Raw genomic sequence first — 25,592 nt, forward strand, 5'->3', positions numbered from 1 at the left:
TTGAGGACGCTGGTCAGCCTGACAACGAACGGTCGCCTCAGCGATTCGAGAGGGGGGTGTCACATCGAGTTGCACAGCCCGGCGCCCGCTGAGTGACTGATCGTCATGGTTGACGCAACGGGGAAGCCCCCAGTCGTGGTCGTGACCGGAGCGAGCGCGGGGATCGGCCGCGCGACGGCGGTTGCCTTCGCCGAGCGCGGGGCCAAGGTCGCCCTGCTGGCCCGGGGTGAGGTGGGGCTCGAAGGGGCGGCCCGCGAGGTGCGCGACGCGGGCGGCGTGGCGCTGACGATCCCGGTGGACGTCGCCGACGCCGAGGCGGTGCAGCGCGCGGCCGACCGCGCCGAGGCCGAGCTCGGGCCGGTCGACGTGTGGGTGAACTCGGCGTTCACCTCGGTGTTCGCGCCGTTCGGGGAGATTGCGGCCGAGGAGTTCCGGCGGGTCACCGACGTCACCTACCTGGGCACGGTGCACGGCACCCAGGCGGCCCTGAAGCTGATGCGGCTGCGGGACCGGGGCGCGATCATCCAGGTCGGCTCGGCCCTGGCCTACCGCGGTATCCCGTTGCAGAGTGCCTACTGCGGCGCCAAACACGCGGTGCAGGGCTTCAACGAGTCGCTGCGCGTGGAGCTGCTGAACTCCGGCAGCGGCATCAGCGTGACGATGGTGCAGATGCCCGCCGTGAACACGCCGCAGTTCTCCTGGGTGCTGTCGCGGCTGCCGAAGCAGGCCCAGCCGGTGCCCCCGATCTACCAGCCCGAGGTCGCGGCGAAGGCCGTGCTGTACGCGGCCGACCACCCGGGCCGCCGTGAGTACTGGGTCGGGACCGGTGCCGCGAAAACCATTCTCGGCAACGCGCTGCTGCCCGCCGTGCTCGACCGCTACCTCGCGCGCACCGGCCTGACGTCGCAGCAGACCCCCGACCCGCGTCCGGCCGATCAGCCCTCGAACCTGTGGGAGCCGGCCGACGGCGCCGGGGGCCGGGACTTCGGGTCGCACGGCATCTTCGACGACCAGGCCCGCAGCTTCAGCAAGCAGCAGTGGCTGGCCCAGCGTCTGGGGGCGCTGCCCTCGGTCGGCGCCGGGCTGTCCGGGGCGGGCGCGGGCCTGATCGCGCTCAGCGACAAGGCCAAGCCCCTGGTGGGTGGCATCAAGCGTCTAGGATCGCGGGCATGAGGACGACTGCGGTGGCCGGTGCCGCCTTCGGTGCGGCGCTGCTGCTGCGGCCCCGCGAGGTGATCCGGGCGGTCGGCGCCGATCCGGAGCTGCCCGGTCTGGTGGTCGCCGCCCGGGTGCTGGGGGCCCGGCACGTGGTGCAGGCGGTGGGCCTGACCGTGAAGCCCGGGCTGGTCTCGACGCCCGCCTCGCTGATCGACGGGCTGCACGCCACGAGTATGGTCGCCCTGGCGGCGATCTCGCCCTCGTACCGCCGCGTGGCCCTGGTCAGCGCCGGGGTCGCGGGTGCTCTGGGAGCGGGCAGCCGGCCCAGGCCCTAGGTGACCAGGCCGTTGCGGTAGGCGTAGACCACGGCCTGCACCCGGTCACGCAGACCCAGCTTGCTCAGGATGCGTGACACGAAGGTCTTCACGGTCTCCGGGCTGATCACCAGCGCCGCCGCGATCTCGTTGTTCGAGCGCCCGTCGGCGATCAGCCGCAGCACCTCGAGTTCGCGCGGTGTGAGGCGGATCCCGGGCACCGGGGTTCCTGCGGTCGGGCGAATGCGGGACGCGTACCTCCCCACGAGCGTGCGGGTCACCTCCGGGTCGAGCAGGGAGGCGCCCAGAGCCACGGTGCGGATGCCCTGCAGCAACTGTCCCGGCGGAGCGTCTTTCAGCAGGAACCCGCTCGCGCCCGCCCGCAGGGCCTCGTAGACGTACTCGTCGAGATTGAAAGTGGTGACCACGAGCACCTTCACGGGATCGGTGACCCCGGCGCCGGCCAGCCGCCGGGTGGCCTCGATCCCGTCGAGGCGAGGCATCCTCACGTCCATGACCACCACGTCCGGACGTAGCCGAGCGGCCAGCGCGACCACCGCCTCACCGTCGCCGCAGGCCCCGACCACCTCCAGATCAGGCTGGGCGTCGATGATCGTCGCCATGCCGGTGCGCACCAGCACCTGGTCGTCCGCGATCAGGACCTTCACCGGCCCGATCACGCCGGGATCACCGCCCGCACCACGAAACCCTGGTCCGAGGGCCCGGACTCGAAAGTTCCGCCGAGCATCTCGACCCGGTCGCGCAGGCCGTTCAGTCCCCGACCCGACCCGGACGCTGCCTCCGAACCCGTCCCCGTCGTCCGTACATCCACCGCGATCCTCTTCTCCCCGTACGACACCCGCACCACCGTCGGGCACCCGTGCGCGTACTTGAGTGCGTTCGTCAGCGCCTCCTGAACAACCCGGTAGGTGACGAACTCCCCGCTGCCCGTCGACGACGCCTCCACCCCGTCGATCACGAGATCGACCGGCTGCCCGGCATCTCGCGTCTGCCCGACCAGCACGTCCAGAGCCCCGATCGTCGGCTCCCGCCCGGACGAGTGGTGTTCGGGGTTCAGCAGATCGAGCAGGTGCCGCAGGTCGGTGATCGCCTGCCGTCCGGTTCCGGTGACGGCGCCGAGAGTTTCGTCGAGCCGGGCCGGATCGGCGGCCAGGTACCGCGCCGCCTCGGCCTGGTAGACCATTGCGGTCACGTGATGCGTGACCACGTCGTGCAGTTCGCGGGCGATGCGGGTGCGCTCGGCCTCACGCACCGCCCGGGCCAGGTGCTGCCGGCGCTCGGCCTCCAGGGCCCGGGCCGAGCGCAACCACGAGCCCATCACCCACGCCGCCGCCAGCACCACGTAGGTGACGACCCACTCGACCGGCCCGTCCGTGACGCCGCGATGGTTCAGGAGTACGGCCAGCGCAACGAAACTCACGGACAGCGCCGTCATGACACCCGCGCGCCACCGTTCGACGTATGCTCCCGCACTGACCAGTCCGAGCGCGAAGGCCGTGCCACCCACCGTGTGGTAGGCCAGGCCCTGGTCGAGGCCGAAACCGGTTGCCGCGACCAGGATGCTCGCGGCCGGCCAACGTCGGCGCGTCGCCAGGGGCAGGCATTCCAGCACCACCGCGACGAGTGCCCACCCGTCGAAGGGGCGGGTGGGCAGATCGCCGAACTGGGTGCCGGCGTTGCCGAGGGCGGGCAGGCAGAGCACGAAAACACCGACGGCGACGGGGAGATCGCGAACGGTGACGGGCAGGGCCCGCCAGCGCGACGACCAGGCACCCGTGTCGATCATCCGGCAACCGTAGAGCAACGGACGTCGTGGCCGGGCACGGTGCCCTCGGTCAGGAACGTCTCGGCCGCCTCGGTGGCGCAGGCGTTGGTGCCGGGGCCGTAGACGACGTGGCCACCCGCGTCCACCGTGACCAGTGCGGCCCGGTTCCCCAGAGCCTTCTGCAGGCCCCGGGCCGTGCCGACGGTGAGGTTCGGGTCGCGCTCGTTCTGCAGGATGAGGATGTCGCGGGCGCCGGCGGCACTGATCTTCACCGGCTTCCCGGGCCGGGTCGGCCAGAAGGCGCAGGGCAGCACGTTGGCCGGGGCGCCGTTCGACAGGGGATAGGCCTCGCGGTCCCGGGCCACGTTGGCGGCGTAGGTCTTCACGTCGCCCGGCCAGCCCCCGTCGCCGCACAGCACCGCGTAGGCGGCGGCCACCGAGTTGTCCCGGGGCACCCCGGGGGAGCTGCTGGGCGAGACGGCCCCGAGGAGCCCGGCCAGGTTCGAGGCCTGCTCGGCGGTGGCCGTGCCGTCGGCCAGGTCGGCGGCGGTCGTCCAGGAGTCGACGAGCGTGGGCAGGTAGGCATCGTCGGAGAGCAGGCCGAAGGTGAGGAAGCGCAGCACGTTGCCGCTCAACGCGGTCTCGCTGCCGGGCAGCTCCACGGGACGCCGGTCCAGCTGTCCCACCAGACGCAGGTAGCGCCGGGTGACGGCCTTCTCCGAGCGGCCCCACCCCGTCGTGACGGCCAGTCTCGCGGCGTCGGGGAAGCGCGTGGCCGTGGCCTCGCTCTGCCGGCGCAGCTGCTCGTACCAGACCTGCGCCGGGTCGCTCGCGCTGTCGAGCAGCATCTTCTCGGTGTGTGACGGGAACAGCGAGGCGTAGACCGCGCCCAGGTAGGTGCCGTACGAGCGGCCGAGGTAGGTGATCCTCTCCGCGCCCAGGGCCTTGCGCAGCTGGTCCATGTCCCGGGCGGTGTCGGCGGTGGTCACGTGCCGCAGCAGGTCGCCGTTGCAGGCCTGGCAGCGCCGGGCGGCCGACCTCGCGAAGGCCGTGCTCTCCTTGACGGATCCGTACTGCGCGGGCGGCAACATCTCCTCGAGCGTCAGGTCGCAGGTCACCGGGCTGCTGTGGCCCACCCCGCGCGGGTCGAGGCCGATCACGTCGTAGCCGTCCAGGGCCCTCGACCTCACCTCGGCGGTCAGGGTGCTGGGCATGTTCAGCCCCTCACCGCCAGGTCCGCCCGGGTTGGTGAAGAGCACGCCGTGCGTGGCCTTCTTCGCGGGCAGCCTGGACACCGCGAGCGTGATCGTGCGGCCCCACGGGTGGTCGTAGTCGAGCGGGACCGTGAGGGTGCCGCACTGCTGGCGCTCGTCCACGGTGAGGCCGGCCGGCGGTTCCGGGCAGGCACCCCAGGTGATGCGTGGGGTGCGCACCGGCAGCAGGCTCTCGGCCTGGGCGACGGCACCGGTCTGTACCGCCGTGAGGGCGCCGGCTGCCAGGGCGGCCGCGGTGACGGCGAACGTGATCCTCTTCTTCATGGCGAAAACGCTAGGGAAACGGAGGTTCCCGGTCGTCACCTCGGCGTGGACACCTGCGCGTAGCTCGCCCGGGGGACATGGCCCTGTCAACCACCGCCGGGCTCGCCGAGACCGCGCAATCAGCCGCTGGTGCGTCGTGCCGCCGACGAGCTGGCCGAGGGGGCCACTGCGGCCGGGTGCTCGACCTGGTCACCGGCGTCACCCCGCCACCCAGTTCCGCCCGGGCCCGGAGGCGACCCAGCTCCAAAACCTGACCCTCGACGGTACGGGAAAACCCGATCTAGTAATCTCTAGTCAATTAGTAGAGTATGACTCCAGGGCAACCCGACGCTGGAGGCAGGCATGACGGAGACCTGGGAGGCCATCACCTCCCGGCGCAACGTGCGCAGTTTCACCGAACAGCCCATCTCTGAGACGGATCTGGAGCGAATCTGCGAGGGTGCGCGGCGCACCCCGTCCGTCGGCAATCGCCAGCACCGGGACCTGGTCGTGGTGGTGACGTCATGAACCTGAGGCCCTTCCGGCGGCAGCGCGACGATGCCCCCCGACCCGCACCCGTGGTGCACGTCGGCTGCGACGAAGACATCCTGCTGTTCGGCCGCGGCGACATCATGCGCGCGGTCACCGCCGACAGCACCTCCGGCGTGAAAATCGACCAGCGCCAGAAGCGGGGCCTGCGCACCACGTACGAGCAGCGGCACTGAGGCAATTCCCGTTTTCACCGCATCAGGGAGCGACCCGAGCATGAGTGACACCCGGCCCTTCTTCGTCGCCGTCGATCTGGACGGCGAGGGCGCCCATCCTGCCGCCGGCCGTTCCGCGGGAGCCGGGCTCGACGCTCAGGCCTTGCGCCAGGCCGTGACCGCCGCCGATCACGCCGGATTCGTCTTCGCGACCTTCGACGACGCGCCCACCCCACCCACCACCGGAGCCGCAGGCCGACTCGAGGCGGGCACCCGGGCCGCCTATGCGTCCACCATCACCCAAAACCTGGGCCTGGCGCCCGTACTGCACACGACGACCACCGAGCCCTTCCACCTCGCCACCCAGCTCGCGAGTCTCGACCACGCGAGCAAGGGCCGCGCGGCCTGGCTGGTCGGGGCGGCCGCGGATGCCTCGGCTCTCGCCACGGTGGGTGAGCCTCTCCTGCCTGAAGACGCGTTGAGCACCGAAATCGCGGACGTGGTGGTTGCGGCGCGGTCCCTCTGGGATTCCTGGCAGGACGACGCCGTGATCCGCGACGTGGCCTCGGGCCGCTACCTGGACGCCGCGCGCGTGCACCACATCGACTTCACCGGAGCCACGTTCAGCGTGAAAGGACCTCTGATCACGCCACGTCCGCCTCAGGGGCAGGTCGTCGTGATCGCGCCGGCAGGGCTGGGGATCGACGAGCACGCCGACATCGTGCTGACGCCCTCGAGCGAGCGGGGGCGAGGTGAAGGGCCGCTGGTCTTCGTGGATCTCGAGGTCGTGCTCGACGCGCCGGACGAGTCGGCGGCCGAAAGACTCTCCCGGCTCGACGCATTCACTCCTTGGCCAACCGGTGACCGGCAGCGGTACGTGGGACCGGCCGCCGGGCTGGCCGATCTCCTGGTCTCGCTGGCCCGCGTTGCCGATGGCGTGCGGCTGCTGCCCGCGGTGCAGACCGTCGACCTGCCACTGATCGCACCGCTGGTGCCGCCCGCGCCGCCGGGGTCGACCCTGCGCGAGCGCCTGGGCCTGGTCCGCCCGGCCAACCGCTACGTCACGGCCTGATCCGGGTTCGCGCAACGAGACGAGGAGAACATGACCGGCGAAACCCCCGACACCGGAGCGCCGTACGATCCGAACGCCCAGGTGCATCTCGGCGTCTTCTACACCGGCGTCGGCCCCCAGCTGGTCTGGTCGAGGCCCACCGAGCGCCCGCACACCGCGATCGAGAGCTTCGTCGAGGTCGCCCAGCTGCTCGAACGCGGCCTGTTCGACGCGTTCTTCCTGGGCGAGGGCCTGCGCCTGCGCGAGAACCGCGGTCGGGTGCTGGAACTCGACGTGGCCGGGCGTCCCGACGCGATCACGCAGCTCTCCGCGCTGGCCGCGGTCACCGGGCGGATCGGTCTGGTCGCCACCCAGAACACCACCTACAACTACCCGGCCGACCTCGCTCGCCGTCTGGCCAGTCTCGACCTGCTCTCCGACGGCCGCGCCGGCTGGAACATCGTCACCACCGACAATGCCTGGACCGGGGCCAATTTCCGCCACGGTGGCTGGCTGGCGCACGAGCGCCGCTACGAGCGGGCCACGCAGTTCGTGCAGACGGCGAAGGATCTGTGGGCCTCGTTCGGGGGCCCGGCGGTGGAGCGGCAGACCGACCTGGTCAGCACCCGCGCGACGGCCACGGTCCCGGCGAGCCGCCAGGGGCGTCCCGTGCTCTTCCAGGCCGGTGACTCCGACGGGGGCCGCGAACTCGCCGCCGCCCACGCCGACGTGGTGTTCTCGGCCAACACCCAGTTCGACCAGGCCGTGGCCTACGCCGCCGATCTGCGTGCCCGTCTGAACCGGCACCGCCGCTCGGCCGACTCGCTGCGGATCCTGCCCGGGGCTGCGGTGCTGCTGGCGCCGACCGAGGCGCAGGCCCGCGAGAAGGCGCGATGGGTGCGCGAGGAGCAGCTGTCGGCGCCGCGGGCCATGGCGTTCTTCGAGCAGTACTGGGGCGCCGACCTGTCGGCCTACGACCCGCACGGCCCGCTGCCCGGCATCGAGCCCAGTCAGGGCGAGCTCGACCCCTCGCGGGGCACGATCCCGCTCGAGCAGCGCACCGGCAAGCTCGAGCGCATCGCGGCCTGGCGCGAGCTGGCCGAGCAGAAGAGCCTGTCGATTCTCGAGCTGTACCGCGAGGTCTCGCCCCGCGAGCGCTGGTTCGTGGGCACGCCCGGCCAGATCGCGGAGCAGTGGGTGCACTACGTGCGCACCCGGGCCGTCGACGGTTTCAACATCACGCCGCACCTGCTGCCCGACTCGCTCACCGACATCGTCGAGCTGCTGGTGCCCGAACTGCAGGAGCGTGGCGCCTACCGCACGGCCTACGAAGGCACGACGTTGCGTGAGCACCTGGCCCTGCCTAGGGTGCCGTGATGAGCGTTCACGTCGACGGGGCCACGCTGGCCCTGGACTCCTTCGGCACCGGCCCGGCCGTGATCCAGCTGCACGGCAACACCATGAGCCGCCGTGCCGAGACGGCCATCGGGGTCGATTTTCGCTCCCTGGCCGAACATCACACGTTCGTGCGCTACGACGCGCGGGCTCACGGCGAGTCCACCGGCACCGCGGTGCCGGAGCTCTACACCTGGGAGAACCTCGCTCTCGACCTGCTGACGGTGAAGTCGCACGTCTCACCGGCGGATCCGGTGGACGTGATCGGCTCGTCGATGGGAACGGGCACCATCCTGCACGCGGCGCTCCGGGAGCCGTCGGCGTTCCGGCGGCTGGTGCTGGTGATCCCGCCGACCGCCTGGGAGACGCGGGCGGCGAACTCGCTGCGCAACGAGGAGGCGGCCGCCCGGATCGAGCGGGAGGAGGTCGCCGGGCAGCCAGACGATTTCCTGCCCCCGGCGCTGGCGGGTACCACCTGGTCGTTCGAGCCGGAGGTTCCCCTCGAGCTGCTGCCCGCGGTTTTCCGGGGGCCGCGCAGACCGACCTGCCGGATCCCGAAAGACTGCGCACACTGACGCATCCCGCGTTGATCCTGCCCTGGGCCGACGACCCCGGGCATCCGCTGAGCACGGCCCGGCGGCTGGCCGAGCTGCTCCCGAACGCCACCCTGCACCCGGCGGCCGCCACACCCCGCGACCTGAAGGCCTGGGGGCCCGTGGTCGAGGACTTCCTGAAGCCCTTCGTACCGGGACGCTCGTAAAGTCTAGCGATTCAGTAGACTTTGCGTTATGGTCGTCGGGGTGGACGTTGCGACGCGAAAGATTGCTATCGGTGCACTCTTTCGGCAGTGCGCGGCCATCTCGAAGGCGTCCCCGGTCGGGCCGGACACCGCGGAGACGGCCGCGGCTGGGCGAGCCGGGCAGGGCGAGCCGGTCGTGGCCGGGTCGCGCCCGGCCGGGGCGGCCGAACGGCGGCAGGGAGAGTTCTGCCATGTGGACACGCCCTTCCGGCGGCCGGTCGGCTCCGGTTAGCCTCGGGCATGAGCGGAACTCCCTGGCTCCTCGGTGCTTCAGTCGCGCCGGCCGACCGGACGCCGCAGGGCTGGATCGGCCTGGCTCGCCGGCTGGGCGAGGCCGGTTTCGACGCGCTGGTGCTGTCTGACGCTGATGTCCCGATCGCCGAGATGGCGGCGGTCGCACCCCGGCTCGGGTTCGTGCTCAGCGCCTCGGTGGCCGGGGTCGCGCCCGAGCAGCTGGCCGCGACCCTCACCACGCTCAGTGCGCAGACGGCCGGCCGCGCCGGATGGTTCGCGCCGGATCTGGCCCAGGATCACGCGGGGGCCGAGGATTTCGCCGCCACGGTGTACAAGCTGTGCGAAGACGCGCCGGGGTCCGGCACGCCCGTCCTGTTCCATCCCGCCTTCTCCCGGGCCGAGCAGGACTTCGCCGCCCGTCACGCCGAGATCCTGCACCTGGCGGGGGAGACGGCGGCCGCCAATCGTTGGGCGGTCGAGCGGATCCGGGAACTGGCCGCCGATCACGGCCGCCGGGCGTCGGGGCTGCGTTTCGTCATGGCCGTGGATGTGGCCGTGGATGTGGCCGTGGATGTGGCCGTGAGTGTGGCCGTGCCTGGCGAGGTTGCCGTCCCCGGGGAGACTGCCGTCGCGAAGGGGGCCGGCCGTTCCGGTGAGGCCGCGATTGCTGGTGATCCGGTCTTCGTGGCCGACGAGCTGCAGCGTCTGGCTCGTGAGAACCGTCTCGACGGGTTCGTGATCACCTCGCCGACCCTGGACGCGTTCATCGATCAGGTCATCCCCGAACTGCGGGCCCGCGGCCGGATGCGTGACGCCGACACCGGCCCCACCCTCCGCGAGCGGATCTACGGCAGCGGGAACCTCCGGCTCGATCCGAGTCATCCGGCTCGGCGCAGCGCGTTCATCGGCATCCGGCGTCCGAGTTGCCCCGACTGAACCTTCGGACGATCGGTAAAGCCCGAGCCCTCTGACCTTACGCGTCGTCCGCCCGTTTCTGGGAAGCCTCGGACGCCCAGGCCTGGTCGGCGCCCCCGGTCGCGGTGCCCGAGCGGGCTCCGGGAGGTGGGCTTGGTGGGTGGCTTCTGGTCGTGGTGTCTGGGTGGTGGTTCCGGGGGTGGGCTTGGTGGGTGGCTTCTGGTCGTGGTGTCTGGGTGGTGGTTCCGGGGGTGGGCTTGGTGGGTGGCTTCTGGTCGTGGTGTCTGGGTGGTGGTTCCGGGGGTGGGCTTGGTGGGTGGCTTCTGGTCGCGGTGTCTGGCGGTGGATTCGGGGGTGGGCTTGGTGGGTGGCTCCTGGTCGCGGTGTCTGGGCGGTGGCTCCGGATGGCGGCCTTGGTGGGTGGCTCCCGATCGGTGGCCCAGGTGGGTGACTCAGGTTGGTGGCTCAGGTCGGTGGCTCCCGGTTGGCGTCCACCGTCGTGGCTCCCGGTCGCTGTCCCCCGGGTCTGTCCACCCGGGCCGGGCCTACCCGGGCCGGGCCTGCGTCTCCGTCTGTGCCAAGGCGACGGCCAAGGCGACGGCCAAGGCGACGGCCAAGGCGACGGCCAAGGCGACGGCCAAGGCGACGGCCAAGGCCACGGCCATGCCCAGGCTGCGCAGCCGCCCGACCCAGCACTCATTCTCCGCAAGTCTTCCTGTTTCGGAGCCCTGATGCGATGATTCTTCCGTGGAATCGAGTCAGAGCGCGCTGATTCGCCTGGATCCGGCGCAGGTCCGGCGGGCCCGGATGCTGGCGAGACGGGCCGGGCGCCCGATCGTGCAGCTCGCGACCACGCACACCACGGTCTCGGTCGAGCGGGCGACGGTCCGTCTCGCCGGTCTCGAGGGGGCCGACAGCGAGCGCGTGCCCTGGGTGAACCGCCTGGTCGACGCGGTGCGCGCCGAGGTCGGGCTGGAGCACGGCGTGGCCCTGCCGGTGTGGGACGCCCTGGTGCGCGGGCAGGCACCCGACCTGCTCACCCTGGCGCAGAAGGCGTCCACCGGTGGGGGAGGCTTCCGGATCCCGGCGGGCCGTGACGCGGTGCGAGCCCGGTCGGCCGCGAAAAAGGCCGTGGGCCTGGGCATCCGGCGCATCGACAGCAGCCGCAAGCAGCGCGAACGGCTCATCCGCAGACACGGTGACGCCCCGCGGCGCCCCTGGATCTATCTGATCGTGGCCACCGGCGACATCTACGAGGACATCCCGCAGGCCTGTGCCGCCGCCCGGGCCGGGGCCGACGTGATCGCGGTGATCCGCTCGACCGGTCAGAGCCTGCTCGACTACGTGCCCGAGGGGGCGACCCGCGAGGGCTACGCCGGAACCTACGCCACCGGTGAGAACTTCCGGCTGATGCGGGCCGCTCTCGACGAGGTGAGCCGTGAGCTGGGCCGTTACGTGCGCCTGACCAACTACGCGTCCGGCCTGTGCATGCCCGAGATCGCCGCACTGGCGGGCATGGAGCGGCTGGACATGATGCTCAACGACTCGATGTACGGCATTCTGTTCCGCGACATCAACCCCGTGCGCACGTTCGTCGACCAGCGGTTCAGCCGCCAGATCCACGCCCGCGCGGGCATTGTCATCAACACTGGCGAAGACAACTACCTCACCACGGCCGACGCGATCGAGGCCGCGCACACCGTCACGGTGTCGCAGCTGCTCAACGAGTTCTTCGCGAAGGAAGCCGGCCTGCCCGACGAGTTGATGGGCCTGGGGCACGCTTTCGAGATCGACCCCGCGGTGCCGCAGTCGTTCCGGCTCGAGCTGGCGCACGCCCTGCTGGCCCGCACGCTGTTCCCGAAGGCGCCGCTGAAGTGGATGCCACCGACCCGTCACATGACCGGCGACGTGTTCCGCGGCCATCTGCTCGACGGGTTCTTCAATCTCGCGGGAGTGCTGACGGGGCAGGGCATTCTGCTGGTCGGCATGATGACCGAGGCGGTGGTGACGCCCTGGCTGTCCGACCGCGACCTGGCGCTCGACAACGTGCGGTACGTGCTCGACGCGTGTTCCGGTCTCACCGAGGACTTCCGGCCCCCGCCCGAGGGTTTCATCGCCACCCGGGCCCGGCACGTGCTGGGCGAGGCCCTCGAACTGCTCGAGAGAATTGTGGACGAGGGGATGCTCGCCGCCATCGCCGACGGCACCTTCGCCGGAATGCGGAGGCCGCCGGACGGTGGGCGGGGACTCGACGGCGTGGTGAAACGAGCCGACGGCTATGTGAACCCGGCGATCGAGGCGCTGGAGGTGCCGGTATGAGTGAGCTGGTGCGGCCTTACGGCGACACGACGGGCGACGGCATGGTGCAGGTGTCGTTCACGCTGCCGGTCGCGGCCGGAAAACGGGCCGAGGGGGCGGCGGCCCAGCTCGCGGCGTCGATGGGCATCGATCCGGCGATGGTGGTGCACTCCAAGGCGCTGGGGCCGGAGCACACCTTCTTCGTGGTCTACGGCCCGGTGCGGCATCTCGTCGACCTGTCCGCGGTGTCCGTGGTGGAGCGTGAATACCCGCTGCTGACGCCGAAGGACGTGAACGCGGGCATCCGCCGGGGGCTTCGCCGCAAGCTGGTGGTGCTGGGCGCCTGCGTCGGCACCGACGCGCACACGGTGGGCATCGACGCGATCCTGAACATCAAGGGGTTCGCCGGTGAGAAGGGCCTGGAGTACTACCGGGAGATGCGGGTCGTGAACCTGGGGGCGCAGGTGGCCGTGCCGCAGCTGGTCGCCCGGGCCCGGGCCGAGCGGGCCGACGCGGTGCTGATCTCTCAGGTCGTGACCCAGAAGGACGCGCACCTCACCACCACGCGCGAGGTCGCGGCGGCGTTCTCCGAGGCCTATCCGGCGGGGGAGCGTCCGCTGCTGGTGGCCGGGGGACCGCGCTTCGACGAGGGGGCGGCGACGTCGCTCGGGGTGGACCGGATCTTCGGCCGGGGCACCACGCCCGGCGAGGTCGCGTCGTACCTGGCCCACGCGCTGGTGCCGGCCGGGTGAGAGTCATGGGCAGCAGCAGATGGGGGACGACGTGACGGGCGAGCGGGACAGCGGCGGCTCGGGCGGTGCGGCCGCCGCGGACGGGACAACCGGCGTCGCCGGGGCCGGGGACGGCACTCCGGCCGCCGATCCGCGGCTGGGGCTCCACGTCGTCCACAAGCGGTACATCTCTGCCGCACACGCCCACTACGCCGGAAATCTGGTGGACGGCGCGTTCGGGCTGGCCTGCTTCGGCGACGTGGCCACCGAGATCTGCATCCGCACCGACGGCGACGAGGGGTTGTTCGCCTCGTACTCCGATGTCCAGTTCCTGGCGCCGATCCGGGCCGGGGATGTTTTGGAGACAAAGGGCACGGTGACACGCCTGGGGCGGCGTTCGAGGGAGATCGACTTCATTGCTACTGTTGTCTGCCGACTTCGCCCGGATATGGGCGTGTCTGCAGCTGAAGTGCTGGCTAAGCCGATCGTGGTGATCCGGGCAAAGGGGACCGTGGTGGTTCCTGGGGCGTGAAAACCCCACCGGTGTCATTACTTTAGGTCGACACGCCGTGACATCGAGAAACGGTCCGTTCGGCCGATCTCACCGTTAGTCTCAGCTGTAACGCGTTGACCTGCGGATATAGCAAGAACCCGCAGGTCAGTGAGTCGAATTGTCGACAGGGCTGGACTTCACTAGCCTCGTCGGCGCGATCGCTGGGATCACTGCGATCGTCAGGGACGTCGGCCGGGTCCGGCGCCGCTCAGTAGACAACGGTGTTGTCCACGCATCCAGCGCGGGCGATGGCGGTCCGAAGGGTGGCGCGGGCCCGGCCGGGCAACCTGCCGGTTCGGAACCACAGCGGTTCCAGTGGTTCGGTACCGCTGGTCCGGGGTTGGCCGTCACGCCAGGCGGCCCTGACCCTGGCCAGCGCCCGTTCCTTCCGGCCGGTAGGGCTCCCGTAGTCTTGCGGGATGAGCGATTCGGCCGTGGTCGAGCCAGGCGTCGGCACCAGTACCAGCCGCGAGGCCGACCAGGCCGGAATCGCTCCTCCACCGCCCGGGCGTCTGCGTCGGCTGCGGGGGTCCTTCCGCACCCCCTCCGGCCGCCTGGCCTGGGCCCGGCTCGTGCTCGCGGGCGTCAGCGGCTTCGTGCTCCACCTGGCCTTCCCCGGTATCGACATCTGGCCCCTGGCCCCGGTCGGTGTCGCCGGTCTGGCCATCGCCACCCGCGGCGTCTCCAAGAAGTTCGGGGCGCTGCTCGGCTTCGTCTTCGGCCTGGTCTTCTTCCTGCGGCTGATCCCCTGGATCGGCATCTACGTCGGCGCACTGCCCTGGATCGCGCTCAGCATCACCGAGGCGCTGTACCTGGCCGGGATGGGCGCCCTGCTGCCGCGCGCCTGGAAGGTGCGCGGAGGCGTCCCCGGGCTCCTGCTCGTCTCCGGTGGGCTCTGGGTGGCGCAGGAGGCGGTGCGAGGTCGCTGGCCGTTCGGTGGCTTCCCCTGGGGCCGTCTGGCGTTCTCCCAGGCCGACGCCCCGACCGCGGCCCTGGCCTCGATCGGCGGCGCCCCGCTGGTCTCGTTCGCGGTCGCCGTGTCGGGCACCCTGCTGGCCTGGGGGCTGGTGACCGGTTTCACGGCCCTGCGCTCGCGGGCCCTGCCCGGCGCGCTGCTCCCGGCCGTGGGGGTGGCCCTCGCGCTCGGTGTGATGGGTCTCGGCGCCCTGATCCCGCTGCCCACCGACGGTGACAGCACCACCCGGGTCGCCGCCGTGCAGGGCAACGTGCCCCGGGCCGGCCTGGACTTCAACTCCCAGCGCCGGGCCGTGCTCGACAACCACGTCAGCGCCACGAGGGCCCTGGCCCAGCGGGTGGCCACCGGCGAGAGCGAGCAGCCCGACATCGTGCTCTGGCCGGAGAACGCCAGTGACATCGACCCGTACATCAACGCCGACGCGGCCGGTGAGATCAGTGACGCCGCCGACGCGATCGACGCCCCGCTGCTGGTCGGCGCCGTGGTGCAGGGCCCGGGCGACTACGTGTCCAACACCGGAATCGTCTGGCGGCCCGGTGAGGGTGCGGGCACCGGCGACGACAGCACCTACGTCAAGCGTCACCCGGCGCCGTTCGGTGAGTACATGCCCTACCGCAGCTTCTTCCGGCTGTTCAGCGACAAGGTCGACCTGATCTCCAAGGACTTCGTCTCCGGTGACGAACTGCGCGACAACCCGGTCGGCGTGATGCGCATGGGCGACGTGAAGGTCGGCGACGTGATCTGCTTCGAGGTCGCCTACGACGGGCTGGTGCGCGACTCGGTGCGGGCAGGCGCCACGATGCTCGCGGTGCAGACCAACAACGCCACGTTCGGCCTCACCGACGAGAGCGTCCAGCAGCTCGCCCAGTCGCGGATCCGGGCCGTGGAATCAGGCCGCTCGGTGGTGAACATCAGCACGGTCGGTGTCAGTGGCATCATTCTCCCGGACGGAACGGTGGTGGAACGTTCCGGACACTTCACCCAGGACGTCCTCGAGGCAACGGTCCCGCTGCGGACCGAGCAGACGATCGCGACCCGGGTGGGCGAGTGGCCGGAATGGATCCTGTCCGCGCTCGCGATCGGCCTGGTGCTGGGCACCGCACTGATCGCGCGGCGTACCCAGATCAGCTGAGAGAGGCGACCTTCCCCGAAATGACTACGCAGTCCCGGTCCGGCCGGGTGCTGGTGATCATCCCCACCTACAACGAGCTCGAGAACCTCCCCCTGATCCTGCGCCGAGTGCGGGCCGCCGAGCCCGGCGCGCACGTGCTCATCGCCGACGACAACAGCCCCGACGGCACCGGCGAGCTCGCCGACCGGCTGGCCGAGGCCGACGAGAACGTGCACGTGATGCACCGGGCCGGCAAACAGGGCCTGGGCGCCGCCTACATCGCGGGCTTCGACTGGGGCCTGGATCAGGGGTACGACGTGCTCGTCGAGATGGACGCCGACGGGTCGCACCCGCCGGAGCAGCTGCCCGATCTGCTCGACCGCATCGACGCCGGCGCCGACCTGGCGATCGGTTCCCGGTACGTGGCCGGTGGCCGCTCGGTGAACTGGCCCAAGCGCCGCCAGCTGCTGAGCAAGGGCGCCAACCTGTACGTCGCGATCGCCCTCAGCCTGCACGTGCGCGACTCGACGGCCGGTTTCCGGGCGTTCCGCCGCACCACGCTGGAGAAGCTGGACCTGCACGACGTCGAGTCGCAGGGGTACTGCTTCCAGGTCGATCTGACGCAGCGCGCGATTCGGCGGGGATTCCGCGTGGACGAAGTGCCCATCACGTTCGTTGAACGAGAGCACGGGACGAGCAAGATGGACCAGGCGATCGTGGTGGAGGCGTTGTGGCAAGTGACACGGTGGGGCGTTCGGTACCGGAGCGCCCAGGTGGGCCAGCTGGTCCGCAGGGTGACGGGGCGACCGGCCGCCCAGTAGCGGGCAATGTCGGGCCGCAGCGCCGCAAGGCCGGCAAGCTGCGGTGGATCCTGGTGGCGGCCCTGTTGCTGCCGCTGCTCGAGCTGGTCGTGTCGATCGAGGTCGGCACCGTCATCGGCGGCCTGCCGGTGTTCGGGCTGCTGGTGCTCGGCTCGGTCGTCGGCATGACGGTGGTGCGGCGGCAGGGCAGCGCGGCCTGGCGAGCGCTGAACGCGTCGGTGCGCACGGGCACCCCGCCGAGCCGCGATCTGGCCGACGCGACAGTGCTGATGCTCGCGGGAGTGCTGTTCATCTTCCCGGGTTTCGTCACCGACGTGGTGGCCCTGCTGCTGGTGCTGCCGTTCACGCGTCCGCTGGCCCGCCGCCCGCTCGAGGGCTGGTTCCGCCGGGCCGCGGCCGACCAGGCGAACATGCGGGGTGCGTACATCCGCACCGTGCAGTTCGGCCCGGGCGGCCCGCAGTCCGCGTCGGGTCCGGCCCCGGGGCAGACGACGGCCGGCCCGTCCCAGGGGCGGGGCCCGAGCCGTTTCGGCCCGGGCTTCGGCCGCGAGGACGTGATCGAGGGCGAGGTCGTCGACGGCACCCCCGACGACCGCCGCTGACCTCGCCGAGGCTCGGGTCTGTGGCGGTCGCCGTGGTTGATGAGGACTCTGGGGTCAAGCCCCGCTGACGGGTGCAGTACTCGAGGGCGACAGAGGACGCTGCGGTCGGGTGTCGCTGTTGCCCTCGGCTGCCGTTGCTGAACGAGGGACGCGCCTGTCGACGATCGCCGCTCAGGTGCCCCTCGTGTCGCTGTTCTCCACACGTGACGTGCCTGTGCGTTCGCCGTCCGGGTGCCTCTCGTGTCGCTGTTTCCCACACGTGACGTGCCTGTGCGTTCGCCGTCCGGGTGCCTCTCGTGTCGCTGTTTCCCACACGTGACGTGCCTGTGCGTTCGCCGTCCGGGTGCCTCTCGTGTCGCTGCTTCCCACAGAGACGTGCCTCTGACGCTCGCCGTCCGGCTGCCTCCTGCGTCGCCGTTTCCACGAGTGATGTGCCTGTGACGCTCGCCGGCCAGGTGCCCCTCGCGTCGCCCGTGTCCCACGGAGGCCGGGCGCGGGACGTCGCTGCTTTCGATTATCGATAATCGAAAGCAGCGAGTTTGCCCACCCGGGCCAGGATCTGCAGTTCAGTGCTCCCCAGCTGAGTGGCTCCAGGGTGCCCCGAGCAGCCAGGGGACCGCGGGGGCCGGGCGGGGCCGGGAGGGGGCCGGGAGGGGGCCAGGCGGGGCCGAGCACCCGGTGGTAGGCCAGGTCGGGTGGGTGAGGTCAGGTGGCCCAAGTCAGGTGGGGCCAGGCCAGTGGTAGGCCAGGTGGGGCTGCTAGGCACCCCGGGCCAGGTGGGCGGGCCAGGTGAGGCGGGCCAGGTGAGGCGGGCCAGGCGGGGCCGGCCAGGCGAGGCCGGCCAGGCGAGGCCGGCCAGGCGGGGCGGGCCAGGCGGGGCCGGCCAGGTGGGTCCGGGCGGGTGGGTCCGGGCGGGGCCAGGTCAGGCCGGGCGGTGCCAGTCGGGGCCGGGCAGGGGCAGGCGGGGCCAGGCCAGCAGGGGCAGGCGGGGGCGGGGTTAGGCCAGCAGGGTCAGGCGGGGCAGGCCAGCCAGCAGGGTGAGCCGGGGCGGGGGCAGACCCACAGGGTCACAGAGGCACGCGGGGCGGGGGCAGGCCAGCAGGGGCAGGCGGGGCGGGGGCGGGCCAGACGGGTCAGGCCAGGTCAGGCGGGGCGGGCGGCGAGCTGTGTTTCCCGGTCGGGCGCATTCGTGCTTGGGCGGGGACGTTCTGGGAGGTGCGTTCCGGGTGGTGGTGACCGGCGCGTCCTCAAGCAGTCGCTCGGGTCGGTCAAGCTGCCGTGGACGTGAGAAAGCCCGGCCTCCCCGTGGGGAGATCCGGGCTCTGCTCGTGTGGCGCTCGGCGCGCGTTATGCCGAACGACGACCGTGGAAGCGGCCCGAGCGCAGCAGCGCCAGACGCTCTTCCAGCAGGGTCTCCAGTTCGGCCGTGGTGCGACGTTCCATCAGCATGTCCCAGTGCGTACGGGCAGGCTTGGTGGCCTTCGGCTCCGGCAGTTCGGCATCTTCGCGCAGGGCGAATTCACCGCAACGGCACTCCCAGAGCGGGGGCACGTCTGCTTCCATCGACATCGGGACGACGATGGAATGCCCGTTCTTGCAGTGGTACGTGATGTCCTGACGGGCGGCCGGCTGAATTCCCGACTCGCTCTCCAGACTCGAGGCTCCAAGGCGCGTCCCGCGCATGCTCCGCTCACCCATGACGGCTCCCTCCGCGACTGACGGCCAGTCTCACAAGCGCACAACGCCGAGGATCGACGAGATGTTCCTGTGATGTGTCGTCGTGATCCGCTCATCGGACGACTCATTACGTCAACCAGAGCGTACAGAGCGTTATTCCATCGAGATAGAGGTTGGGCGAATTTTCTCAGCATGTAGTCAATGACCGATCACGCCACGTCACATTCTTGCAGGTCGTGACCTCAGATGACTGCGGGTACCGGGTTCCCGGCCTGGGTGATACCGGCCCGCACATTCACCCGTCTGAGCAGCAGAGCCCCGACGACGAAGAAGACGATCAGGATGATGATGGCGTACCGGTAGGAGTGCGTCAGCTGGAACGTGAGCCCGAACGCCAGCGTGCCGAGCCAGCTCGTGCCGCGCTCGCAGGCCGCGTAGAGGCTGAAGTACTCCGCCTCCCGTCCCCTCGGGATCAGGTGGCTGTAGAGCGATCGGGACAGCGCCTGCGTGCCGCCCAGGGTGAGCCCGATCAGCGCCGCCAGGAACGCGAACGGCGCGAACTGCCCGTGGGGCAGGAAGTAGCCGATGCCGATCACGCCGCACCAGACGAAGAGACTGCCGAACACGGTGCGGTAGGCACCGGCCCGGGCCGCGATCCGCCCGAACGACAGGGCCCCGAACACGGCCACGAACTGCACGATGAGGATCGCCAGGATGAGCTGGTCGGAACTCAGGCCGAGCTGCTCCTGGGCGTAGATGCTCGAGGCGTAGATGATCGTCTGGATGCCGTCGTTGAACACCAGGTAGGCGATCAGGAAGGCCATCGTCTGCGGGTAGCCGCGCAGGTGCCGCAGCGTGTCCGCGAGCTGGCCGAACGACGCCCGCGCCATGCTCAGCAGCCCGCCCCCGGCCGCGGTCTCGACCGGGTCGACCGGCGGCCGGTCTCGCAGCCGGCGGTACGGGACGATCGTGAACAGGCCCCACCACAGACCGGCCAGCAGCAGGTTCAGCCGCACCGCACCCTCGGTCGACAGCCCCACCGCGTCGTGCCCCGACACCAGCGCCAGGTTGATCACCAGCAGCACCGTGCCGCCGATGTACCCCGCGGCCCATCCCCGGCTGGAGACCCGGTCACGCTCGTCCGGCCCGGCCACGTCGACGAGCAGCGAGTCGTAGACCACGATCGAGCAGGCGAACGCCAGCGTCGCGATCAGCTGCAGCACGACGCCGAGCTCCCAGTTGTCGCCGCCGAGGAACACCATCGAGACGCCCGCGGCCGACCCGGCCCAGGCGAACCAGGCCAGCATCGAGCGCTTGCGGCCCGTGCGGTCGGCCAGCGCACCCACGAGGGGCAGCAGCAGGGCCGAGACCAGCGTCGCGAAGGTCACGACGTACAGCGACAGCGAGCCCGGTGCGACCGGGACGCCGAGCACGTGCAGGTCGGTGTGGCACGCCAGATCGGTGTCCTGGCCGGGGCAGGCGTCCCGCTTGGCCAGCACGGTCAGGTACGGCCCGAGCAGCACGGTCAGCGTGGTGGTCAGGAAGGCGCTGTTCGCCCAGTCGTACACGTACCAGGCGCGTTGCTCGGCCCGCCGTTCCGCGGCCACGTCGTTCGTCACCCGGTCATCATGGCGCCGGGCCGGGCGTCATGGGCGAACGGGGATGAAACGGTTACCTATCGAAACGGCTGGTCAGCCGCCGAACTCCCAGTGCCAGGCCTCCGGCCGCGACCCGGTGCGCTGCGCCCAGGCGGGGTGGAACCAGCCGTACTGCGGGGCGTTCGAGAAGAGCCACTCGTGCTGCGCCGAGCCGAACGTCTGCACCCCGCCGCACAGGTCGGTGGCCGTGCCCCAGCCGTGGTTGCTCGTACCCGGCCGCGCGGCCAGGTTCGGCTTGGTGGCGTACAGCCGCACCTGCGTGTCGTAGTCGCGGTAGGAGTCGGTGACGCAGATCGGGCTGCCGAACCGTGCGGCGTAGGCGGCGCTCAGCCGGTCGAACGCATAGGCCGCGTCGGCCCGCAGGTAGTGCCCGGGCGCGCTGTTCAGGGCGCACAGGGCGACGCGCGGGATCTGGCCGTTGGGATAGGCCGACAGGTCGCTCGACCCCGTGCAGGAACCCGTCGGGCCCGTCACCGAGTTGGAGCCCGACGACGGTCCCGGCGAGGACTGCAACGCTGCCCGCAGCTGCTGCTCCTTCTGCTCCGCACTGCGCACCTGCCCGCTGGAGATGTCCAGCGAAGCCTCCGCGTCGTCCAGAATCCGCCGCTGCCGGGCCACCGCGGCATCGGCCGCGGAGCGGGCCTCGTCGGCCACCCTCGCCGCCGACACCGCCTTCTCGGTGGCGACCGCCGCGTCCGCCGCCGCCTGCTCGGCCCGGGCCCGCGTGCGCCGGCCCTCCTCCAGGTCCCGGGACCGGTCGTCGCCGATCCGGCGCAGCGTGTGCACGGTGCTGCCGAAGGCCAGGGCGTCGCCGCCGTCGGTACCCAGCAGTGCGTTGAGCAGCGGGCTGGCGTTCAGCCCGCTGCCTCCCTGATAGGCCTGACGGGCCCAGCGACCCACCCGGCGGCCCGCCTCCTGGGCGGCCGCGGTGGCGCTGCGCAGTTCGTCGTCGAGCTGGTCCTCGGTCTCCTGCGCCTCCTGCAGCGCGCGTTGCGCCCCGGTGTACGCCTCCAGCGCCTGCCCCGCGATCACCGCGGCGGCCCGGGTGGCCCGGCGCGCGTCCTGCACGTCACCCGCGTCGGCCTCGGCCTGCTGCCGCAGGGCCTCGACCGTGGCGGCCTGGGCGTCGATCTCGGCCTGCGTGGGCTCCCGTTCGACCGAGGGGTCCGCGGGCGCCGGGTTCGCGAGCCGAGCGCTCGCGAGCCCCAGGTCCCCGGGTCCGGCGTTCCCGAGCCCGGTGGTCCCAGGCCGCGGGCTTGAGGACGTCGTGGTCGCGCTCGCGCCCACACCCGCCTGGGCGGTGGTCACCCCGAGCGGAGTGATCAGGGCCAGGCCCGTGAACAGGAAGGCGGCCCTCCGGCGTCCGGAACTCACGTGTGCCGTCTCTCCTCGCGTCCCCCGTGGATCTGCTGTCCGGAAAGGGGTCGACCCGATCGACGGCGGCCTGAACGGGGGAGACGGTGACGGCGAGCAGGCTCACCCGCCCGGCCTACGGCACCCCCGGCACCCCCTCGGTACCCCTCGCACCGAACCGGTGACCGATGGCCGGACGAGCGATGGACTCAAGCCCTCGACAGGATCTGATCACGACATAAGGTGGTGTGCGGCCGGATAAACCCCTCGCGTGGAGCGGATTGCATGACCGAGTACACCTCCCTGGGATCACTGCAGGTCGCCACCGTCCTGAAGGACTTCGTGGAGGCCGAGGCGCTGCCCGCCAGCGGCGTGAAGCCCGAGGCCTTCTGGTCCGGCTTCGAGAGACTCGTCACCGATCTGGCTCCCCGCAACCGCGAGCTGCTGGTCGAGCGCGACCGCCTGCAGGCCGCGATCGACGAGTGGCACCGCGCCCACACCTCGTTCGATCCCGTCGCCTACGAGGCCTTCCTGCGCGAGATCGGCTATCTCGTGCCCGAACCGGAGCCGGTGCCGATCGGCACCACCGGCGTCGACGAGGAGATCGCCCGCACCGCCGGCCCCCAGCTCGTGGTGCCGGTGTCGAACGCCCGCTACTCGCTCAACGCCGCCAACGCCCGCTGGGGCTCGCTCTACGACGCGCTCTACGGCACCGACGCGATCGCCGAGGACGAGGGCGCCACCCGTTCCGGCGACTACAACCCGGTGCGCGGCGCCCGCGTGATCGCCTACGGCCGCGCGTTCCTCGACCGGATCGCCCCGCTCGCCGACGGCAGCCACGCCGACGCCGGCGGCTACGCCGTGGCCGGGGGCGAGCTCGTCGTGCACGTGCCGTCCGGCAAGACAACCTTGTCCGATCCGGCCCTGTTCGCCGGGTACACCGGCACCGCCACCGAGCCCTCCAGCGTCCTGCTGAAGCACCACGGGCTGCACGTCGAGATCGTCTTCGACCGCACCGGCCCGATCGGCCGCACCGACGGCGCCGGCGTGCAGGACATCGTGCTGGAGTCGGCCGTCACCACGATCGTCGACTTCGAGGACTCCGTCGCGGCGGTGGACGCGGGGGACAAGGTTCGCGACTACCGCACCTGGCTGGGCCTCAGCCGGGGCGACCTCACGGCCCCCGTGACCAAGGGCGGCCGCACCTTCGAGCGCACCCTGAACACCGACCGTGCCTACGCCGTTCCCCGCAATCACGGTGAGCAGCTCACCCTTTCGGGGCGCTCGCTGATGTTCGTGCGCAACGTCGGCCACCTGATGACGACCGACGCCGTGCTCGACGCCGACGGCCACCAGGTTCCCGAGGGCATCCTCGACGCGGTCGTCACCACGCTGGCCGCCCTGCCGGGCCTGCACTCCGGGGCCAACAGCCGCACCCGCTCGGTCTACATCGTCAAGCCGAAGATGCACGGGCCCGACGAGGTGGCCTTCGCCGTCACGCTTTTCGAGCGCACCGAAGAACTGCTGCGGCTGCCCAGCAACACCGTCAAGCTCGGACTGATGGACGAGGAGCGCCGCACCTCGCTGAACCTGGCCGCCTGCATCGCCGCCGCGCGCGACCGGATCGTGTTCGTCAACACCGGTTTCCTCGACCGCTCGGGCGACGAGATCCACACCTCGCTCGAGGCCGGGCCGCTGGTGCGCAAGGAAGACATGAAGGCCCAGGCCTGGCTCTCCTCGTACGAGACCCAGAACGTCGACATCGGGCTGGCTTTCGGCTTCTCCGGCCGTGCCCAGATCGGCAAGGGCATGTGGGCCATGCCCGACCTGATGGCCGACATGCTCGAGCAGAAGATCGCCCAGCCCCGGGCCGGCGCCACCACCGCCTGGGTGCCCTCACCGACCGCCGCGACGCTGCACGCCCTGCACTACCACGACGTGGATGTGGCTGCGGTGCAGGCGGAACTGGCGGCTCACGGGCGTCGCACGACGGTCTCGGACCTGCTGCACATCCCGCTCGGTACACCGGGCGACTGGGACGAGGCGGTGCGCGCCGAGCAGGTCGACAACAACTGCCAGTCGATCCTGGGCTACGTGGTGCGCTGGGTCGACGCCGGGGTCGGGTGTTCCAAGGTCCCCGACATCCACGACGTCGGCCTGATGGAAGACCGCGCCACTCTGCGGATCTCGAGTCAGCTGCTGGCGAACTGGCTGCGGCACGACGTGATCTCGCCGGACCAGGTGCGCGAGAGCCTGCGGCGGATGGCGGCCGTGGTCGACCGGCAGAACGAGGGTACGCCCGGCTACCTGCCGATGGCCGCCGACCCGGACAGCAGCCAGGCGTTCCTGGCCGCGAGCGACCTGGTCTTCCTCGGCGCCGAGCAGCCCAACGGCTACACCGAGCCGATCCTGCACGCGCGGCGCCGGGCGGCGAAAGCCGTGATCTCCTCGACGCACCCGCAGGGCCTGCCGGTGGGGTAGGGATTCGCCCTCGTCGTCGGGGCCGCACTCGCCTAAGGTGAACGAAAGGTGCCTCGACGATGAGGAGTGCGGGCCGGATGAGCGTTCTCGACGAGTTGACCGCCTCGCTGCCCGACGGGGTGGTCGTCACCGATCCCGTGCTCACCGACAAGTACCGCTTCGACCGGGCGGCCGATCCCGGCGCGGGCACCCCGCTGGCGGTGGTGCGGGCCATGAGCACCGAGCAGGTGCAGACCGCCCTGCGGTGGGCCTCGGAGCACCGCGTCGCCGTGGTGCCGCGCGGCGCCGGCACCGGCCTCTCCGGCGGGAGCACCGCGCTGACCGGCGGCATCGTGCTGTCCACCGAGCGCATGCGTGACATCGCGATCGACCGCCTCAGCCGGGTCGCGGTGGTGCAGCCGGGCCTGCTCAACGCCGAGGTCAAGCAGGCCGCCGCCGAGGCCGGGCTCTGGTACCCGCCCGACCCGTCATCGTTCGAGATCTGTTCCATCGGAGGCAACGTCGCCACCAACGCCGGTGGCCTGTGCTGCGTGAAGTACGGCGTGACCAGCGACTACGTGCTCGCCCTGGAGGTCGTGCTGGCCGACGGCCGCGCGCTGCGGCTGGGCGGCCCGCGGCTCAAGGACTCGGCCGGGCTCTCGCTGACCAAGCTCTTCGTCGGCAGCGAGGGCACCCTCGGCGTCGTCACCGAGGTCACGCTGCGCCTGATGCCGCCGCAGCCCCCGCCGCGCACGGTCGTGGCCACCTTCGCCGACACCCACGCCGCGACCGAGGCGATCGTCGCGATCACCTCGACCCTGCGCCCGGCGATGCTCGAGTACATGGACCGCACCACCGTCAACGCGGTCGAAGACCACCTGCGCATGGGGCTCGACCGGTCGGCGGCCGCGCTGATCGTGGCCCGGACCGACACCGAGGGCAGCACCGCCGATCGTGAACTGGCGCAGATGGTGGCCGCTTTCGAACGGTGCGGGGCGGGCGAGGTGGTGTCCACCGACGACCCGGCCGAGGGGGAGGCGTTCACCCTCGCCCGGCGCCAGGCGATCCCGGCGATGGAGAAGAAGGGCAAACTGCTGCTGGAGGACGTGGGGGTCGCCGTTCCCCGGCTGCCCGCCCTGGTCTCGGGGATCGAGGCAATCGCGGCCGCGCGGGACGTGACGATCGCGCTGATCGCGCACGCCGGTGACGGGAACACCCATCCGCTCATCGTGTTCGACCCGGCCGACGCGCGGGCCGCGCAGCGCGCGCAGACGGCGTTCGGCGAGGTGATGGACCTGGCCATCGAGCTCGACGGCACGATCACCGGCGAGCACGGCGTCGGGCGGCTGAAGCAGCCGTGGCTGGCCGCGCAGGTGGGCGACGACGTGATCGACCTGAGCCGGCGCATCAAGGCCGCGATCGACCCGCTGGGCATCATGAATCCGGGCGCGGTGCTGTGAGGCCCTGGTAGAACGGCAG

At 71.3% G+C, this 25,592-nt stretch carries 23 protein-coding genes; 17 read left to right on the plus strand and 6 right to left on the minus strand.

What is annotated here, in order from left to right; translation table 11 throughout:
* The first annotated feature begins 105 nt into the window (after window positions 1-105).
* Together J2S57_RS22630 and J2S57_RS22635 are read left to right on the plus strand one after the other, a co-directional pair.
* Window positions 106-1,173 (plus strand): SDR family oxidoreductase, encoded by a 1,068-nt coding sequence (locus J2S57_RS22630; protein ID WP_307246283.1) that lies wholly within the window; start codon window positions 106-108, stop codon window positions 1,171-1,173.
* Entirely contained in the window at window positions 1,170-1,493 is a 324-nt protein-coding gene (locus J2S57_RS22635) for a hypothetical protein (protein ID WP_307246285.1), read from the plus strand. Before J2S57_RS22630 ends, J2S57_RS22635 begins: the two co-directional genes overlap by 4 nt.
* On the opposite strand, the gene J2S57_RS22640 is transcribed toward J2S57_RS22635, so the two are convergent.
* Genes J2S57_RS22640 through J2S57_RS22650 form a run of 3 tightly spaced genes read right to left on the minus strand, consistent with a single transcriptional unit; the run spans window position 1,490 to window position 4,796 of the window.
* Window positions 1,490-2,152: a response regulator gene (locus tag J2S57_RS22640; RefSeq protein ID WP_307246287.1), complete on the minus strand. Its 663-nt coding sequence runs from the start codon at window positions 2,150-2,152 to the stop codon at window positions 1,490-1,492. The two genes, J2S57_RS22635 and J2S57_RS22640, sit on opposite strands and share 4 nt — an antisense overlap.
* The gene (locus tag J2S57_RS22645) at window positions 2,149-3,279 is read right to left on the minus strand and encodes a sensor histidine kinase (protein ID WP_307246289.1); all 1,131 of its coding nucleotides are present in this window, start codon (window positions 3,277-3,279) and stop codon (window positions 2,149-2,151) included. The genes J2S57_RS22640 and J2S57_RS22645 overlap by 4 nt, the downstream gene beginning before the upstream one ends.
* Complete coding sequence (locus tag J2S57_RS22650) at window positions 3,276-4,796, minus strand: alpha/beta hydrolase (protein ID WP_307246291.1); 1,521 nt, start codon at window positions 4,794-4,796, stop codon at window positions 3,276-3,278. The genes J2S57_RS22645 and J2S57_RS22650 overlap by 4 nt, the downstream gene beginning before the upstream one ends.
* Window positions 4,797-5,138: 342 nt before the next feature.
* Between J2S57_RS22650 and J2S57_RS22655 the strand changes: the two genes are divergently transcribed.
* From J2S57_RS22655 to J2S57_RS22715, 13 genes are all read left to right on the plus strand, one after another.
* Complete coding sequence (locus tag J2S57_RS22655; RefSeq protein WP_307246293.1) at window positions 5,139-5,303, plus strand: nitroreductase family protein; 165 nt, start codon at window positions 5,139-5,141, stop codon at window positions 5,301-5,303.
* Window positions 5,300-5,500, plus strand: coding sequence for a hypothetical protein (locus tag J2S57_RS22660; RefSeq protein ID WP_307246295.1), 201 nt, complete (start codon window positions 5,300-5,302; stop codon window positions 5,498-5,500). Before J2S57_RS22655 ends, J2S57_RS22660 begins: the two co-directional genes overlap by 4 nt.
* Window positions 5,501-5,540: 40 nt before the next feature.
* The gene (locus J2S57_RS22665) at window positions 5,541-6,551 is read left to right on the plus strand and encodes an LLM class flavin-dependent oxidoreductase (RefSeq protein WP_307246298.1); all 1,011 of its coding nucleotides are present in this window, start codon (window positions 5,541-5,543) and stop codon (window positions 6,549-6,551) included.
* Window positions 6,552-6,581: 30 nt separating this feature from the next.
* Window positions 6,582-7,907 (plus strand): LLM class flavin-dependent oxidoreductase, encoded by a 1,326-nt coding sequence (locus J2S57_RS22670; RefSeq protein WP_307246300.1) that lies wholly within the window; start codon window positions 6,582-6,584, stop codon window positions 7,905-7,907.
* Window positions 7,907-8,500: an alpha/beta fold hydrolase gene (locus J2S57_RS22675; protein WP_307246302.1), complete on the plus strand. Its 594-nt coding sequence runs from the start codon at window positions 7,907-7,909 to the stop codon at window positions 8,498-8,500. The genes J2S57_RS22670 and J2S57_RS22675 overlap by 1 nt, the downstream gene beginning before the upstream one ends.
* 11 nt (window positions 8,501-8,511) lie before the next feature.
* Entirely contained in the window at window positions 8,512-8,685 is a 174-nt protein-coding gene (locus tag J2S57_RS22680) for a hypothetical protein (protein WP_307246304.1), read from the plus strand.
* A 279-nt stretch (window positions 8,686-8,964) separates the two neighbouring features.
* Window positions 8,965-9,894 carry an LLM class flavin-dependent oxidoreductase gene (locus J2S57_RS22685; RefSeq protein ID WP_307246307.1) on the plus strand — a complete coding sequence of 310 codons (930 nt, stop codon included), beginning with the start codon at window positions 8,965-8,967 and terminating at the stop codon, window positions 9,892-9,894.
* Window positions 9,895-10,620: 726 nt separating this feature from the next.
* On the plus strand, window positions 10,621-12,192 hold the full coding sequence (gene kamD / locus J2S57_RS22690) for a lysine 5,6-aminomutase subunit alpha (RefSeq protein ID WP_307246309.1): 1,572 nt from the start codon (window positions 10,621-10,623) through the stop codon (window positions 12,190-12,192).
* The gene (gene kamE / locus J2S57_RS22695) at window positions 12,189-12,923 is read left to right on the plus strand and encodes a lysine 5,6-aminomutase subunit beta (protein WP_307246311.1); all 735 of its coding nucleotides are present in this window, start codon (window positions 12,189-12,191) and stop codon (window positions 12,921-12,923) included. The genes kamD and kamE overlap by 4 nt, the downstream gene beginning before the upstream one ends.
* 19 nt (window positions 12,924-12,942) lie before the next feature.
* Window positions 12,943-13,434, plus strand: a complete 492-nt coding sequence (kal, locus tag J2S57_RS22700; RefSeq protein ID WP_307246313.1) for a 3-aminobutyryl-CoA ammonia lyase — start codon at window positions 12,943-12,945, stop codon at window positions 13,432-13,434.
* Between the two features lie 440 nt (window positions 13,435-13,874).
* Window positions 13,875-15,563 carry an apolipoprotein N-acyltransferase gene (gene lnt, locus J2S57_RS22705; RefSeq protein ID WP_307246315.1) on the plus strand — a complete coding sequence of 563 codons (1,689 nt, stop codon included), beginning with the start codon at window positions 13,875-13,877 and terminating at the stop codon, window positions 15,561-15,563.
* 20 nt (window positions 15,564-15,583) lie between these two features.
* On the plus strand, window positions 15,584-16,363 hold the full coding sequence (locus J2S57_RS22710) for a polyprenol monophosphomannose synthase (protein ID WP_307246317.1): 780 nt from the start codon (window positions 15,584-15,586) through the stop codon (window positions 16,361-16,363).
* Between the two features lie 53 nt (window positions 16,364-16,416).
* Window positions 16,417-16,965 (plus strand): FxsA family protein, encoded by a 549-nt coding sequence (locus J2S57_RS22715; protein ID WP_307246319.1) that lies wholly within the window; start codon window positions 16,417-16,419, stop codon window positions 16,963-16,965.
* A 1,347-nt stretch (window positions 16,966-18,312) separates the two neighbouring features.
* On the opposite strand, the gene J2S57_RS22720 is transcribed toward J2S57_RS22715, so the two are convergent.
* From J2S57_RS22720 to J2S57_RS22730, 3 genes are all read right to left on the minus strand, one after another.
* Complete coding sequence (locus tag J2S57_RS22720; protein ID WP_307246321.1) at window positions 18,313-18,663, minus strand: RNA polymerase-binding protein RbpA; 351 nt, start codon at window positions 18,661-18,663, stop codon at window positions 18,313-18,315.
* A 221-nt stretch (window positions 18,664-18,884) separates the two neighbouring features.
* Complete coding sequence (locus J2S57_RS22725) at window positions 18,885-20,261, minus strand: MFS transporter (RefSeq protein ID WP_307246323.1); 1,377 nt, start codon at window positions 20,259-20,261, stop codon at window positions 18,885-18,887.
* A 72-nt stretch (window positions 20,262-20,333) separates the two neighbouring features.
* On the minus strand, window positions 20,334-21,674 hold the full coding sequence (locus tag J2S57_RS22730; protein WP_307246325.1) for a M15 family metallopeptidase: 1,341 nt from the start codon (window positions 21,672-21,674) through the stop codon (window positions 20,334-20,336).
* Between the two features lie 264 nt (window positions 21,675-21,938).
* Here J2S57_RS22730 and J2S57_RS22735 point away from each other — a divergent pair, with 264 nt between their 5' ends.
* Together J2S57_RS22735 and J2S57_RS22740 are read left to right on the plus strand one after the other, a co-directional pair.
* Window positions 21,939-24,134 (plus strand): malate synthase G, encoded by a 2,196-nt coding sequence (locus J2S57_RS22735; protein ID WP_307246327.1) that lies wholly within the window; start codon window positions 21,939-21,941, stop codon window positions 24,132-24,134.
* A gap of 77 nt (window positions 24,135-24,211) precedes the next feature.
* Window positions 24,212-25,573: an FAD-binding oxidoreductase gene (locus J2S57_RS22740; protein ID WP_307246329.1), complete on the plus strand. Its 1,362-nt coding sequence runs from the start codon at window positions 24,212-24,214 to the stop codon at window positions 25,571-25,573.
* Window positions 25,574-25,592 lie beyond the last annotated feature (19 nt).

The organism is Kineosporia succinea (assembly GCF_030811555.1).
Taxonomy (GTDB): domain Bacteria; phylum Actinomycetota; class Actinomycetes; order Actinomycetales; family Kineosporiaceae; genus Kineosporia; species Kineosporia succinea.

What these genes read in the sequence shown, in the direction of transcription:
- J2S57_RS22630 (WP_307246283.1), top strand. Translation starts at nt 106, where the DNA reads ATGGTTGACGCAACGGGGAAGCCCCCAGTCGTGGTCGTGACCGGAGCG.
- J2S57_RS22635 (WP_307246285.1), top strand. Translation starts at nt 1,170, where the DNA reads ATGAGGACGACTGCGGTGGCCGGTGCCGCCTTCGGTGCGGCGCTGCTG.
- J2S57_RS22645 (WP_307246289.1), bottom strand. Translation starts at nt 3,279, where the DNA reads ATGATCGACACGGGTGCCTGGTCGTCGCGCTGGCGGGCCCTGCCCGTC.
- J2S57_RS22650 (WP_307246291.1), bottom strand. Translation starts at nt 4,796, where the DNA reads ATGAAGAAGAGGATCACGTTCGCCGTCACCGCGGCCGCCCTGGCAGCC.
- J2S57_RS22655 (WP_307246293.1), top strand. Translation starts at nt 5,139, where the DNA reads ATGACGGAGACCTGGGAGGCCATCACCTCCCGGCGCAACGTGCGCAGT.
- J2S57_RS22660 (WP_307246295.1), top strand. Translation starts at nt 5,300, where the DNA reads ATGAACCTGAGGCCCTTCCGGCGGCAGCGCGACGATGCCCCCCGACCC.
- J2S57_RS22665 (WP_307246298.1), top strand. Translation starts at nt 5,541, where the DNA reads ATGAGTGACACCCGGCCCTTCTTCGTCGCCGTCGATCTGGACGGCGAG.
- J2S57_RS22670 (WP_307246300.1), top strand. Translation starts at nt 6,582, where the DNA reads ATGACCGGCGAAACCCCCGACACCGGAGCGCCGTACGATCCGAACGCC.
- J2S57_RS22675 (WP_307246302.1), top strand. Translation starts at nt 7,907, where the DNA reads ATGAGCGTTCACGTCGACGGGGCCACGCTGGCCCTGGACTCCTTCGGC.
- J2S57_RS22685 (WP_307246307.1), top strand. Translation starts at nt 8,965, where the DNA reads ATGAGCGGAACTCCCTGGCTCCTCGGTGCTTCAGTCGCGCCGGCCGAC.
- kamE (WP_307246311.1), top strand. Translation starts at nt 12,189, where the DNA reads ATGAGTGAGCTGGTGCGGCCTTACGGCGACACGACGGGCGACGGCATG.
- kal (WP_307246313.1), top strand. Translation starts at nt 12,943, where the DNA reads ATGGGGGACGACGTGACGGGCGAGCGGGACAGCGGCGGCTCGGGCGGT.
- lnt (WP_307246315.1), top strand. Translation starts at nt 13,875, where the DNA reads ATGAGCGATTCGGCCGTGGTCGAGCCAGGCGTCGGCACCAGTACCAGC.
- J2S57_RS22710 (WP_307246317.1), top strand. Translation starts at nt 15,584, where the DNA reads ATGACTACGCAGTCCCGGTCCGGCCGGGTGCTGGTGATCATCCCCACC.
- J2S57_RS22720 (WP_307246321.1), bottom strand. Translation starts at nt 18,663, where the DNA reads ATGGGTGAGCGGAGCATGCGCGGGACGCGCCTTGGAGCCTCGAGTCTG.
- J2S57_RS22735 (WP_307246327.1), top strand. Translation starts at nt 21,939, where the DNA reads ATGACCGAGTACACCTCCCTGGGATCACTGCAGGTCGCCACCGTCCTG.
- J2S57_RS22740 (WP_307246329.1), top strand. Translation starts at nt 24,212, where the DNA reads ATGAGCGTTCTCGACGAGTTGACCGCCTCGCTGCCCGACGGGGTGGTC.